The 12,774-nt window shown below is 64.4% G+C and carries 10 protein-coding genes, 1 tRNA gene and 1 rRNA gene; 5 read left to right on the top strand and 7 right to left on the bottom strand.

Annotated features, from left to right (window positions below; translation table 11 throughout):
* Nucleotides 1–13 precede the first annotated feature (13 nt).
* From ACSC1R_RS06785 to ACSC1R_RS06775, 3 genes are all read right to left on the bottom strand, one after another.
* Nucleotides 14–85 (bottom strand) — tRNA-Ala (locus tag ACSC1R_RS06785).
* Nucleotides 86–203: 118 nt separating this feature from the next.
* Nucleotides 204–1,676: ribosomal RNA gene (locus ACSC1R_RS06780) — 16S ribosomal RNA — on the bottom strand.
* Between the two features lie 775 nt (nt 1,677–2,451).
* Nucleotides 2,452–2,757, bottom strand: a complete 306-nt coding sequence (locus ACSC1R_RS06775) for a non-histone chromosomal MC1 family protein (protein WP_439028316.1) — start codon at nt 2,755–2,757, stop codon at nt 2,452–2,454.
* A 243-nt stretch (nt 2,758–3,000) separates the two neighbouring features.
* On the opposite strand from ACSC1R_RS06775, the gene ACSC1R_RS06770 reads away from it, so the two are divergent.
* The 3 genes from ACSC1R_RS06770 to ACSC1R_RS06760 all read left to right on the top strand — a co-directional run bounded on the left by ACSC1R_RS06770 (nt 3,001) and on the right by ACSC1R_RS06760 (nt 6,279).
* Entirely contained in the window at nt 3,001–3,198 is a 198-nt protein-coding gene (locus tag ACSC1R_RS06770) for a hypothetical protein (RefSeq protein ID WP_267641674.1), read from the top strand.
* 66 nt (nt 3,199–3,264) lie between these two features.
* Nucleotides 3,265–4,320, top strand: a complete 1,056-nt coding sequence (locus ACSC1R_RS06765) for a quinone-dependent dihydroorotate dehydrogenase (protein ID WP_439028315.1) — start codon at nt 3,265–3,267, stop codon at nt 4,318–4,320.
* Nucleotides 4,321–4,428: 108 nt separating this feature from the next.
* Nucleotides 4,429–6,279 (top strand): PGF-CTERM sorting domain-containing protein, encoded by a 1,851-nt coding sequence (locus ACSC1R_RS06760; protein WP_439028314.1) that lies wholly within the window; start codon nt 4,429–4,431, stop codon nt 6,277–6,279.
* Between the two features lie 77 nt (nt 6,280–6,356).
* Here the strand turns inward: ACSC1R_RS06760 and pheT are convergent, their stop codons facing one another.
* The 4 genes from pheT to ACSC1R_RS06740 all read right to left on the bottom strand — a co-directional run bounded on the left by pheT (nt 6,357) and on the right by ACSC1R_RS06740 (nt 11,180).
* The gene (pheT, locus tag ACSC1R_RS06755; RefSeq protein WP_439028313.1) at nt 6,357–8,117 is read right to left on the bottom strand and encodes a phenylalanine--tRNA ligase subunit beta; all 1,761 of its coding nucleotides are present in this window, start codon (nt 8,115–8,117) and stop codon (nt 6,357–6,359) included.
* Nucleotides 8,117–9,619 (bottom strand): phenylalanine--tRNA ligase subunit alpha, encoded by a 1,503-nt coding sequence (gene pheS, locus ACSC1R_RS06750; RefSeq protein WP_439028312.1) that lies wholly within the window; start codon nt 9,617–9,619, stop codon nt 8,117–8,119. The genes pheT and pheS overlap by 1 nt, the downstream gene beginning before the upstream one ends.
* Before the next feature lie 232 nt (nt 9,620–9,851).
* Nucleotides 9,852–10,424 (bottom strand): hypothetical protein, encoded by a 573-nt coding sequence (locus tag ACSC1R_RS06745; protein WP_439028311.1) that lies wholly within the window; start codon nt 10,422–10,424, stop codon nt 9,852–9,854.
* 93 nt (nt 10,425–10,517) lie between these two features.
* Nucleotides 10,518–11,180, bottom strand: a complete 663-nt coding sequence (locus tag ACSC1R_RS06740) for a hypothetical protein (RefSeq protein WP_439028310.1) — start codon at nt 11,178–11,180, stop codon at nt 10,518–10,520.
* Nucleotides 11,181–11,319: 139 nt separating this feature from the next.
* Here ACSC1R_RS06740 and ACSC1R_RS06735 point away from each other — a divergent pair, with 139 nt between their 5' ends.
* A complete protein-coding gene (locus ACSC1R_RS06735; protein WP_439028309.1) occupies nt 11,320–11,973 on the top strand; it encodes a class I SAM-dependent methyltransferase in 654 nt (217 codons plus the stop codon).
* 90 nt (nt 11,974–12,063) lie between these two features.
* Nucleotides 12,064–12,774, top strand: a complete 711-nt coding sequence (locus ACSC1R_RS06730) for a class I SAM-dependent methyltransferase (protein WP_439028308.1) — start codon at nt 12,064–12,066, stop codon at nt 12,772–12,774.

The following is a 12,774-nucleotide window of genomic DNA, read 5'->3' as shown; positions in this document are numbered from 1 at the left end:
GGTTTCGACGAGATGGACCCACTGGGATTCGAACCCAGGGCATCCTCCTTGCAAAGGAGGCACTCTACCACTGAGCTATGGGCCCACCCCCAAATCGGGGGTACAATATCAGCCTTGGTAGTTCAAAGGTGCCTGAACGGGCACGACGGCGGTTCGTCGAATATGGATAAGGTGGGCCAGGCGTGCTGCCTGGTCCCGGTCTGTGGAGGTGATCCAGCCGCAGATTCCCCTACGGCTACCTTGTTACGACTTAAGCCCCCTTGCGAAGCCCAGATTCGACCATCGTTGCGATGGCCTCATCCGGACCTCACTCGGGTGCTTTGACGGGCGGTGTGTGCAAGGAGCAGGGACGTATTCACCGCACCCTTCTGAGGTGCGATTACTACCGAATCCAGCTTCATGTGGGCGAGTTTCAGCCCACAATCCGAACTACGATCGAGTTTCGGAGATTAGCGCCCTCTCTCGAGGTGGCTTCCCATTGTCTCGACCATTGTAGCCCGCGTGTAGCCCAGCTCATTCGGGGCATACTGACCTACCGTTGCCCGTTCCTTCCTCCAGTTTGGCACTGGCAGTCCTCCTAATGTACCCAGCCAGTCGAAACTGCTGCTGGCAATTAAGAGTGCGGGTCTCGCTCGTTGCCTGACTTAACAGGACGCCTCACGGTACGAGCTGACGGCGGCCATGCACCTCCTCTCAGTAGCTCAAGTAAGCTCATCACACTGACTTTCACTGCATACTGTCGGAGCTGGTGAGATGTCCGGCGTTGAGTCCAATTAAACCGCAGGCTCCTCCGGTTGTAGTGCTCCCCCGCCAATTCCTTTAAGTTTCATCCTTGCGGACGTACTTCCCAGGCGGCCAGTTTATCGTCTTCACTGCGGCACAGCACGAGCTCGTAGCCCGCGCCAAACCTAACTGGCATCGTTTACAGCTGGGACTACCCGGGTATCTAATCCGGTTCGTGACCCCAGCTTTCGTCCCTCACCGTCGGATCCGATCTCTCAAGGTGCTTTCGCCATCGGCGGTCCGTCCAGGATTACAGGATTTCACTCCTACCCCAGACGTACCCCTTGAGTCTCTCGGTCCCGAGCCAAGCAGTATCCGCTGGACGCCTGCTCGTTGAGCGAGCAGATTTCCCAACAGACTTGCCTGGCCGGCTACGGACGCTTTAGGCCCAATAAAATCGGTCATCACTCGAGCTGCCGGTATTACCGCGGCGGCTGGCACCGGTCTTGCCCAGCTCTTATTCGTGTACCTCCCTACGGTACACAAAAGCGAGGGCTCTATGCCCTCGCACTTGGAGTCCCCTTATCGCACTGTCGTGCAGTGTAAAGTTTTCGCGCCTGCTGCGCCCCGTAGGGCCCGGAATCTTGTCTCAGATTCCGTCTCCGGGCTCTTGCTCTCACAACCCGTACCGATTATTGGCACGGTGGGCCGTTACCCCACCGTCTACCTAATCGGCCGCAGCCACATCCTATGGCGCCGGAGCATTTCCGGCTCGACCCATTCCAGGGATAGAGCGTTATGAGTTATTAGCCTCAGTTTCCCGAGGTTATCACTCTCCATAGGGTAGTTTGGCCACGTGTTACTGAGCTATCTGCCACGGGTCTAAACCCGTGCGACTAGCATGGCTAAATCGGACTCCAATAGCAATGACCTCCGGCAGGATCAACCGGAATGCTCCCGAGCGGATGCTCGGGGGGCTTGGCGGGTACACCATGTGAATGGTGTATCCATTGCATTGCGTGGTCCATAATTCGGTGAACCGACCGGCGTGGCCGATCAGGCGTCACCGAACTACCAAGGCTAACATCAGATTCCATCGTATACGGCGGACCGCAGGGGTGGAATCCTCATTTCCTTCCGGACCTGAACGTACCCCGAGAAGAGTATTAAACCCTTCGAAGTGCGCTTGTGTCATCGAGTCGCCCCGATGAACGTGGCCCGGGATTGGGACACGAGTTCAACGTGTCCCGAATCTCGTTGTGCTTTTGCGTTCATATCCCAGTGCTCTCGTACACATAAGGGCATCGAATCGGCCCGACACCGAGCGGTTTTCTCGGTGGGACCGAAGCCCCCGACAGAGCTGTCGGAGGCCACGATGCCAGAGAGCACTGGGAGATGTTCCTGCCTCCGTGCCGGGAGCCGGCCGGAGGGAGTGGCGTCGAGCGCCACGTGCTTCGCATTCGTAGATACAGTGGTGGCACATTTAACCTCATCGAACTGCCCGCGGTATGCGAATGTGTTGACGTGTGACGGACTGCAGGGAAACGACAGCAGTACCACTGGCTGGAGGTATAGAACGATATTACGCGGGTGGAGGCCGACCGGTCATCCCTCGCTGGTCGCGTCAGGTCTGGTCGGGTGTGAACCGCGTACCAGTGACTGGGATGTCGCAGTAAAAACGATTGTTGATTCGCGCGTGGTCGCGCGAGGGGTCGACGTCGACCGAACTCACTCGTCGAGGTGTTCGATGCCCTTCTTCGAGACGTTGGCCTCGGTGATCTCGCTGGGCATCCAGTCTGGTTTGTCGTCGGGTGCGGTCTCTCTCCATGCCCATCCCTCGTAGATGTGGACCTTGTCGGTTCCTTTCTCGCGTAGTCGAAGCTCGATGCGGTCGGCGGCGTCCTCGCTCGATGCGGGCTCGAGTCGTCGTGCAGCCTTCAGCGCAGCCTGTCGAGGCGTGTTGCCAGAGAAGACGCTCGATTCACCGTTCTGTTCGCGGAGTGCGAAGTTTCGCTTACCATCTTCACGTACCATGATTTTCCCTCCATGTCAACGCAACACACGCCCCATGATAAAGATATCCCCCAAAAACGGGCGACGGCGCCGATGTGTTTATATACGGGCCCCAAAACCGGGGTCCTTCCCGTCTCCCGATTCCCGGATTCAGGGCAGATTTCGCGCGTGGAACGTTCTGTGCGCGTGATGTGTCGGTGCTTGTTCAGCCGTAGAAAACACTTAAGTATGTCCTGTGGCGAACACACGAGATAGACTACCGCGATGGTACGGAAAAAGAAGTTGAGCCCGAGTGGTGCCAAAGACGAGAACGGGGAATACCACAACGTGCACATCAACCTCCACGAAGACGAGCTTGCGGTCGCCGGAATGGAGATCGGGGACGAAGTCTTCGTACGCGTGCGAGAGGACAAGATCATCATCCAGAAAGCAGACCAGGACGAGGTCGAACACGAGTTCTAACCGACGTACCATCGGTCGACGGTGCTTCGGGACGCTTTTACGGGTCGGTACCCCCCTGATGTGTAGATGACTCTCTACGACGTCGCGAGACCGCTGTTGTTCGCGCTCCCGGCAGAGACAGCGCACGACGCGGTCCACGGGCTACTGTCGACGGCGCAGGGCACGCCAGTAGAGACCGCTCTCGCGAGCCGCTATCGCGTCGACGACGAGCGACTGCGCGTCGACGCGTTCGACCAGACGTTCCCCTCACCTGTCGGCGTCGCAGCCGGCTTCGACAAGAACGCCGAGGTCCCGCGGGCCGTCGCTGCACTCGGCTTCGGGCACATCGAAGTCGGTGGTGTCACCGCCGACGCGCAGCCGGGTAATCCACGCCCGCGCATGTTTCGCCTGCGCGAGGACCGTGCCATCGTCAACCGCATGGGCCTGAACAACCAGGGGGCAGACCGCGTCGGCCGCCGGCTTCGCGAACTGAACCGCCCGGACATCCCCGTGGGCGTCAACATCGCACTCTCCGAATCCACACCGGCCGAGGAGGCCCCCGAAGACTATCGCTACACCTACGAACGGGTCGCCGAGGGTGGTGACTTCTTCGTCGTGAACGTCTCCTGCCCGAACTCCGAGGGCATGCGCGACCTGCAGAACCGCGAGGAGATGGAGGCCATCCTCGGCGCGGTGAAGGACGCCGGTGCTTCCCCCTTGCTGGTCAAACTCTCGCCCGACCTCCCCGAACCAGCCATCGAGGACGCCCTCGACATCGTGACCGACCTCGACTTAGACGGTGTCGTCGCCACCAACACGACTACCGAACGCCCGGATACCCTCCAGAGCCCCAACGCCGCCCAGACCGGTGGGCTCTCCGGTGCCCCCATCGAGGACCGCGCCACCGAGATGATCCGCTTCGTCGCCGAGCGCGTCGACGTCCCCGTCATCGGCGTGGGCGGCGTCTCAGACGCCGAGGGCGCGTACGAGAAGATCCGCGCCGGTGCCTCGCTCGTCCAACTGTACACCGGGCTCGTCTACGAGGGTCCCTCGCTCGCGCGCGACATCAACCGTGGACTGCTGAACCTGCTGGAGCACGACGGGTTCGACTCCGTCGAGGACGCGGTCGGGTCGGATCTGTGAACAGACAGAACAAGATACTTATACCCTTTCTGAGACTTGCTATCCAGCCCGTCTCGTCGACGTCCCTCCACACCTGAACACAGCGTCGACGGGATGCGGTCCCCGACGATGACATCGAGATTCCTCCGCGCGAGCACACTGCTCGCACTGGCACTGACGGTATCGCTCGTCGTGGTGGCAAGCGCCACCGGCGCACCAGCTACCAGCACCGGTCCGGCCGACGTTTCGGACGGTCCCCACGAAGTCGGCCAGACCCTCGAAACGGACACCTTCACCGCTGGAACCACCGTCGAACTCCGCCAACAGGACGGCGACGCCTGGGCATTCGTCACTCAACTCGCGGTCGCCGACGACGGCACGCTCACCATCGAGACGGAGAGCCTCGACCCCGGCACCTACCGTCTCCTCGACGACCAGGGCACCGAACAGACCTTCGAACTCCTCGCTGGCGACGGCGGGACCGGTGACGACGGGACCGGCGACGAAGGGACGGGCGGTGACGACGGGGCCCAGAACGACACCAGCGACGACACCGACGGCACCCCGGTCCCGGTCTCCGAGGGTCCACACGAATCCGGCCAGACCCTCGAAACGGATACCTTCACCGCAGACACCACTCTCGAACTCCAGCAACAGGACGGCGACACCTGGTTGTTCGTCTCGGAACTCGTCGTCGACAGTGACGGGACCCTCACTGTCGAGACAGACGCGCTGGACCCCGGTACCTACCGTCTCGTCGACGACCAGGGCACCGAGCAGAGTTTCGAACTCGTCGCCGGCGACGGCGACCAGTCGAGCCAGACGGAGACGGACAACACAGACGGAGACACGGTCCCCGTCACAGACGGCCCCCACGAGGTCGGTCAGACCCTCGAAACGGACACCTTCACCGCTGGAACCACCGTCGAACTCCGCCAACAGGACGGCGACACCTGGGCATTCGTCGCCCAGCTCGCGGTCACCGACGCCGGGGTGCTCACCCTCGAAACGACCGACCTCGACCCCGGCACCTACCGCCTCGCGGCCGGTGATGGAACGCACCTCCAGTTCGACCTCGGCGACGGCGATACGGCCGACCCGACGAGGACCGAGGCTGGCCTGGTCTGGCAGGGTCAGCCGGTCGAGAGCGATGCCTTCGCCGCCGGCAGCACCGTCGAACTCCAGCAACGAGACGGCGACACCTGGGCCTTCGTCGCCGAGTTCACCCCCGGTGACGACGGTCTTACCGTTCCGACGACCGACCTCGACCGGGGACAGTATCGGCTCGTCGGCGAGCAGAACAGCACGGTCACGTTCACCGTCACCGAGCAGGCACTCGCCGTCAACGCAGACCAGAGCAGCGTCGAGAACGTCGGCGACGACGGGGCAACGACGGCCACGCTCGACGTGTCGAGCAACCGGGACAGCTACACCCTCCACGTCACGTCCGCGTCGCTCTCGCCGACCGACCTCGTCGCCATCCTCGGCGCTGGCGAACCCGCCGATTCGCCGAACGACGACGACGCTGACCCGGACTACGCCCGCATCACGGTCGATGGAACCGACACCACGGTGACCGCCGACGCCGCCGGGCTCCCACCCGGAACGTACACCCTGTCGTTCGAGAGCGCCGACACCACCGCGACGGCGTCGGTCGACCTGACCGTCGAGAGAGGGTCAGAGTCGTCCGACGACGAGGCCGGGGGCGCTGGCGACGGTGCCGGTACCGACAGCCAGCCGACGACGGTGCAGGGAGCCGCCGACGAGGGGACGGAAGGAAGTCCCGCCCAGAAGACACCGGGAACGACCACCACCTCACCGACTGACTCGACGACCACTGCCGGGGGAACGGAACCCACGGCGGCGACCGACGACACGTCTGGGGCGGCGGTTTCGACCGACGGCTCGCCCGGGTTCGGTGCACTGCTGGCGCTTCTCGCGCTTGCAGGAACTGTGCTCCTCGGTCGCCGGGTCGCCTGAGCAGTCAGTGTTCCTTTTCGGATTTCGTGCCGCTCGTCGCTCGCAAAAGCCGGAGTAAAGAGTGACCGAACGGGCTACTACAGCGCGCCCAGGTCGAACTCGAACGCCGTCACTGGAACCTCCAGGTCGTGGTCGACGAGCACCGCCGGGTGCACTTCACCGACCACGCCGGCGACCTCGCCGTCGATGCGGACCTCGGCGGTCCGCCCGTCGATGAACGACGGGTGGGTCGTCGCCGGGGTCGTCAACTCGACCTCGAAGTTGCGTGCGAGCGCCTGCAGGCGGGCCTTCGCGTCCTCGTAGGAGGCGTCGTGGCGCGCGAGCGCGCCGGCGACCGTCCGCCGTTCCGCGACGTAGGTGTCCACCGAGTCGTCGTAGTGGGCGGCGAAGCCGACCTCGGCGATGTCCTGGGGGTACGACCGGTGGGTGTTGTTCTCCAGCACCATCATGAGCGACGGGAGCGCCCACGAGCGGACCATCGTGTAGTCCTCGCTGTAGGGCTCCGTGATGGTCACGGGCTGGTCGGCACCCAGACAGTCGTCCGCGTCGGGGTCGAGGCGCATGCGCTCGTAGTTCTCCCGCTCGTTTATCATGTGGAAGTTGAGCATGTCCTCGAAGCCCAGTCCCACCAGCTGGTCACGGACCGCGTCCTCCAGCCCGGTACGCTCGTGGCGGCCGCCGACGGTCCCGACCTCGGGGTACGTCGGTTCGAGTTCGTTGAAGCCGTAGGCGCGGCCCACGTCGTCCACGATGTCGAGCGGGTGGAGCACGTCGACGCGGTACGGCGGGACGTCGACCTCGTACACCAGTTCGCCCTGGTCGTTCTCCGCGTGGGTCGTGTCGAGGCCGGAACGCTCCAGCAGGTCGACGACCTCCTCGGGGTCGAGGTTGATGCCGAGCAGCGACTCGATGCGGGCGTGGCGGACCGTCTTCTCGCTCGTCGCGAAGTTCGGCCGGACGAGGTCGACGCCGGGGTCGACCAGTTCGACCTTCTCCGCGGCGTACACGTCCTTGTCGGGGTAGTCGACGGTGACCTCCTCGATGGTCGCGCCGCGGGCATCGAGCGCGTAGCAGATGATGTTGCACATCTTGTCGATGGTCCACTGGTCGGTGCCCGTCAGTTCGACGAACAGGTCCCGTGAGTCGGTGCTGACCTCGGTCCGGCGGCCGTTGATGACCGGCGGGAACGAGAACAGCCCGATGTCGTCGTAGATGGCGGGGTACCGCTCGTAGTCCGCGATGATGTCGGCGTACTTCTCGCCGGTCGGGTGGTCGGTCAGGACCTCCGCGGGCGTCATCTCCACGTCGGCGTCGAGGGGGACGAAGCGGTCCTCGTCGGGTTCGACGCCGACGTACTGGATGCTGTTGCCGCCGTCTTCACCGGCGGACGTGCCTTTGAGCATCGTCAGGTCGTGGATGCCGATGGCACCCTTGACGCGCTTTCGGCCCATCGTGGCGTGCAGCTTCTCCTGCAGCTGGATGAGCGAGTCGAGTGCCGACTCGCTGAGGTTCACGCCGCGAATCACGGCACCTGTGACGTACGGGCGCTCGTCGGGCACGGACTCGTCGACCTCGATGGTCCAGTCCGGGTCGTTCGTCTTCGGGACGTACACGCCGCGGTCGTCGCCGTACTGGTAGCGCAGCGACCGGGCGACACCTTCGACCGAGAGCCGGTCGAGGCGGTCCGGGGCGAACTCCAGCTGGAACTCGCCGTCTTCGGTCTCGCCCTCGAACTCGAGGCCGAGTGCGAACATGTCGTCTTTGAGTTCCTCGTCGGACTTCTCGTCGTGGCCGGTCAGCGTTCTCAGTTCGTCAGGGTCGACGTCTACGACTGGCATTAGCGAATCACCTCCGCGTTCCGCAGGAAGTCAAGGTCACACAGCGTCCCGTGGACGTCCCGGATGTCTTCGAAGCCGTGGGTCAACATCAGCAGGCGTTCGAGGGCGAGCCCCCACGCCATCACGTCGCACTCCACGCCGAGCGGGCGGAGCACCTCCTCGCGGAAGATGCCCGAATTGCCGATTTCGACGAGTTCCCCGGTCCGGGGATGCTCGCCGAACAGCTCGAAGCTCGGCTCCGTGTAGGGGTTGTAGTGGGGTTTGAACTGCAGGTCGGTGATGCCGAACTGCTCGTAGAACTCGGTGAAGGTGCCCATCAGATCACGCACCGAGAGGTCCTCGGCCATCACCCAGCCCTCGATCTGGAAGAACTCCAGCAGGTGGGTCGCGTCGAGCGTGTCGTTGCGGTACACCTTCTCGACCGAGAAGTACCGCTGGGGTGGTTCGAGGTCGCCCTCGGCGTGGCCCGACAGGTACCGCATCGACAGCGAGGTGGTGTGCCCGCGGAGGTCCACCCCGCGTGCCACGTCCTCTGTCCACGGCGAGTGATACCCCTCACCGTCGGGGCCGACGCCGTTCCTGTGGGCGTCCTCCACGCGGTCGACGAGGTCCTCGGGGAGGTCCTGCATCGGCGGGACGTCCAGTGCGAACTGGTCCCAGTGCGTTCTGGCAGGGTGGTCCTGGGGCATGAACAGGCAGTCGTTGATCCAGAACTCGGCGTCGGCGTGCGGGCCCTCCATCTCCTGGAAGCCCATCCCGACGAGCACGTCCTTCACGCGGTCGGCGGTCTGGCGGAGGATATGCTTCTTGCCGCCGTAGAGCGTCTCGGCGTCGGCCTCGACGTTGTACTCGGCGAACTCGACATCCTGCCACTCGCCGCTGGTGAGCAACTCGGGGGTGAGCTGGCCGACGGACTCGGCCACCTCGATGCCCTCCATCATGGCGGTGACGCCCGCTTCGGTGAGCGTGACGAGCCGGTCGGTCTGCTCGACGCGCTCGACGAGGCCACGGCGTTCGAGTTGGTCGAGAACGCCGGATTCGGTCACCGTCTCGCCCGCCTGGAGCGCGGCGAGTGCCCGTGCCTCCTCGTCGGCGTCGGGGTCGGCGCCCGCGTTCGCGGAGAGTTCGCCGCTGTCGATTTGCCCGTAGCCCTTCCGGGCGTAGTTCGCGAGCGCGATGTCGACTGCGTCACCGAGGCCGGAAGCCCCGATGACCTGCCCCATCGGCACCGGCTCGTCGGTCGCCCCGGCCGCTTTGGCCGCCTCGTACAGGCGGACCTCGGGGAGACCCTCGTCGACGTATCGGTCGCCCTCTTCGGTGAGTTCGACGTGCTCTGTCGTTCGCTCCTCGACGGTGAGGAGGCCCTGTTCCTCCAGTTCGAAGGCCGCGCCCACGACCGACTCGGGCTTCTCGCCCACGTCGTCGGCCAGTGCGGCGACCGAGGTCGCGTCGGTCGCGCTCGCGGCCTCGAGGACCGCGGCCTGTGTCGCTGGCAGTTTCATCTCTTGATAGTGCGTGCTCGGGTCAGTCAGTTAGCTATTCCGAAGCGCACGATTTCGTCCGACGGGCGTATCGTCGGAGTCCGCCGCGCCTACACCGCGAAGAAAAAGCCGAACCCGGGGCTGTCGCAGTGCTCGGGTGCGATACCACGATGGCTGGATTCGGCTGCCATGCTCCGGACTTTCGCGTGACCGCAGAAAAGCCTTCGGGACCCGTGAGACCGGTCCTGACGCCTCAGTCCCAGTCGAACCCGTCCTCGTCGAGTTCTGCTCCCGGTTCGCCGTCACCCGCGACCATCGCCTCGGCCAGCGAGTGCTCTTCGGTGGGCATATCGACGTCGAGCGAGGCCGCGACCGTGCCGTCACCGAGGGTCAACTCGTCCAGGTCGAGGTCGTCTAGGTCGATGGCCTCTGACTCCGCGGCGAGCGATTTGAACTCCTCGTGGGCACTCGGACCGGTGTCTGACGCAGGCGTGTCGGGTCGGCCAGCGAAGTCGAACCCGTCGTACGCTATCCAGCGTCCGAGGCCGTCGCTCGTCCCGTCGCGTTCGAGTTCGGTCTCGACGGCCGCGAACGCCCCGTCGAGTTCGGACAGTGGTGGACCGCGGCCGGGGTGGTCCGTTCGCTCTGTGGGCTGGTCGTCGATTTCGAGGAGCGAATCGAAGACGGCATCCGGGTCGTCGACCTCGCTCTCGCCGGTGTCGTTGTCTTCGATGACCGCGTCCACCGTCTCGACGTCGAACGCGTCGACGACGTCCGACAGGTCCCCGGTCGACCCGGTGCTGGCCTCTGACTCCCGGGTTGGCATGAATACGTTTTCAGCCTACTGGTAGTTAATTCCTCGCACGAGTCCTTTCAATTTCGGAATAGTTTCGTGGGGCGGAGTGCGAGACGAACGCCGTCAGAACGAGACCCAGACGAACCGGGTGTCCCCGGGTTCGGGACCGGATTCGGGGAGGTCGTCGACGAGCTGTGAGACGGACACCGACTCGCCGAGGGTCAACTCGTCCAGGTCGAGGTCGTCCACCCCGACGTCGTCCGCCTCCATCTCTGCGGCGAGGGCCTTGAACTCGTCGTGGGCGGTCTCGTAGTCGTCGTCGCTGGTCCGGTCTGCGACCAGTGCCGCCCCGAAGGCTTCGTTGGGGACACGGACCAGCGTCACGCCACCCCTCTCGACTACCCCGGTCGGGTCTGTTGTGTCAGTGGTGCCCGCCGCGTCTGTCTCGTCTGCCGCGTCTGTCAGGTCAGTCTCGTCGTCGGTGCTGGCATCGAAATCGGCGAACGCATCGTCGAGCGCGTCGATGTCGGTGTCGGCAGACGCACGTTCGGTCTCCATCGAACGCGGTCCGTCGTCGGTGTCGTCGATGTCGTCGGTAGGACGGTGGTATCGTACTGGCTCGTCGATGTCGGCGAGCGCCGCCTCGACCGCGGCGACCGCGTCGTCGCTCTCCCCTGTCTCGTTCGCTTCGACGACCCCGTCCGGGGTGTCGACGTCGAACGCGTCCAGCACGTCGCGCATGCCGTCGGTCTCCGCCTCGTTCGTGTCAGACTCCCCGACTGCCATTATTCCCAACTATTTCTAAATACATTTAACTCTTTCTGAAATTTTCTACTACTTCAAAATTAACTCTCGTATCCCCCCGAATATCGTGCGCTCGTACGTGACCGGAACGCTATTGCGCCGGGCTCTGCGAGGTCGACGTATGCCCTTCGACTGGGAAGCGGACTTCTACGCGGCCACGGACTGGAACCGGGGTGCGTACGTCGGCGGCGACGACATGCCGGGCCACCTGGCGACGTTCTTCGAGCGAGTCGGCGTCCCCGACACAGTGGCCGACGTGGGCTGTGGACCCGCACTCGTCGACTTCGAACTCGCCCCCGAGTTCCCAGACACCGAGTTCTACGGGTACGACGTCGCGCCATCGGTGGTCGAGGCGAATCGCGAGCACGCCACCGAAGCGAACCTGTCGAACCTCACTTTCGCCGTCGACTCGCTCCCCGACCTCGCTATCGACCGGACGTTCGACCTCGTCTACTGCATGGCCACCCTCTACTTCGTCGCGGACACCGAACGTGCGCTCGCCGAACTCTACGACCGGGTCGCCCCCGGCGGCCACCTCGTGTTCAACTACCCGAACCGCTACACCCGGACGTGGGTCCGCGAGGACGCCGAACCGCACCGGCGCGAGGCGTTCGAACTCGTCGCCCGCGGTGAGAACCTGCTCAGCTACGACGCCATCGAGGCCGTCCTCGACCGCCGCCCGCAGAGCTACTGGACGGCGGTCGATGCCCGCGACGAAAAGTACGTGAGTCGGCGCAGTCCTGCGGTGTTCGTCCAGAAACCACGGTTGGACTGACGTCGCACTGACGCCGTCCACTGCCGGTGTTGGGCACGGCCTCCACCACCGCAGTGACCCGTTATTGCTGATGGTCGCGTTCAGAGTAGTATGTCCGAGAACGCACTCACCGACGCGACGTGGGCCGACCCAGGTGCAGCCACTGCGTGGGAAGACTTCTACTCTGCTGGCGACTACGAACGCGTGGCCTACATCGGCCGCGAGGCGATGCCCGGTCTCCTCGCCCGGTTCGTCGACCGCTACTGGCCGCCGACCGCGGAGCGACCGTCCGGCGGGCCAGACTCGGTCGCCTCCATCGGCTGTGGGGCCGCCGTCGACCTGTTCGAACTCGCAGTGCGATTCCCCGACACCACGTTCTACGGCTACGACGTCTCGGCGTCCGTCATCCGCGACAACCGGCGTATCGCCGACGAACTCGGCTTCGACAACGTCCACTTCGCCGTCGATGCGCTTCCAGACCTCGGGACCGGACGCAGGTTCGACCTGGTCTACTGCATGGCCACCCTCTACTTCGTGGACGACACCGAGGCCGCCGTCCAGGCCCTGTACGACCGGGTCGCCCCCGGCGGCCGCCTCGTCTTCAACTACCCCAACCGCTACACCCACACCCGGTTCGACCGCGAGTTCACGGGCGCACGTCGGGAACTGTTCCGGCACGTGGTCGAAGGCGACAACCTGCTCTCGTACCGGTGCATCGAGGAGCTGCTCGGGACCCGCCCGCGAGACTACTGGGCACTCGTCGGTGCCAGAGACCACTCGTTCGTCGGCCGAGACACCCCCTGCGTCGCGGTGGCCAAGTAA

This window comes from Haloarchaeobius ordinarius, assembly GCF_051801355.1.
Lineage (GTDB): Archaea > Halobacteriota > Halobacteria > Halobacteriales > Natrialbaceae > Haloarchaeobius.
This window is presented reverse-complemented; position numbering and strand designations above follow the sequence as displayed.

Coding starts and splice junctions, on each gene's coding strand:
- ACSC1R_RS06775 (WP_439028316.1), bottom strand. CDS start 2,757: ATGGTACGTGAAGATGGTAAGCGAAACTTCGCACTCCGCGAACAGAAC.
- ACSC1R_RS06770 (WP_267641674.1), top strand. CDS start 3,001: ATGGTACGGAAAAAGAAGTTGAGCCCGAGTGGTGCCAAAGACGAGAAC.
- ACSC1R_RS06765 (WP_439028315.1), top strand. CDS start 3,265: ATGACTCTCTACGACGTCGCGAGACCGCTGTTGTTCGCGCTCCCGGCA.
- ACSC1R_RS06760 (WP_439028314.1), top strand. CDS start 4,429: ATGACATCGAGATTCCTCCGCGCGAGCACACTGCTCGCACTGGCACTG.
- pheT (WP_439028313.1), bottom strand. CDS start 8,117: ATGCCAGTCGTAGACGTCGACCCTGACGAACTGAGAACGCTGACCGGC.
- pheS (WP_439028312.1), bottom strand. CDS start 9,619: ATGAAACTGCCAGCGACACAGGCCGCGGTCCTCGAGGCCGCGAGCGCG.
- ACSC1R_RS06745 (WP_439028311.1), bottom strand. CDS start 10,424: ATGCCAACCCGGGAGTCAGAGGCCAGCACCGGGTCGACCGGGGACCTG.
- ACSC1R_RS06740 (WP_439028310.1), bottom strand. CDS start 11,180: ATGGCAGTCGGGGAGTCTGACACGAACGAGGCGGAGACCGACGGCATG.
- ACSC1R_RS06735 (WP_439028309.1), top strand. CDS start 11,320: ATGCCCTTCGACTGGGAAGCGGACTTCTACGCGGCCACGGACTGGAAC.
- ACSC1R_RS06730 (WP_439028308.1), top strand. CDS start 12,064: ATGTCCGAGAACGCACTCACCGACGCGACGTGGGCCGACCCAGGTGCA.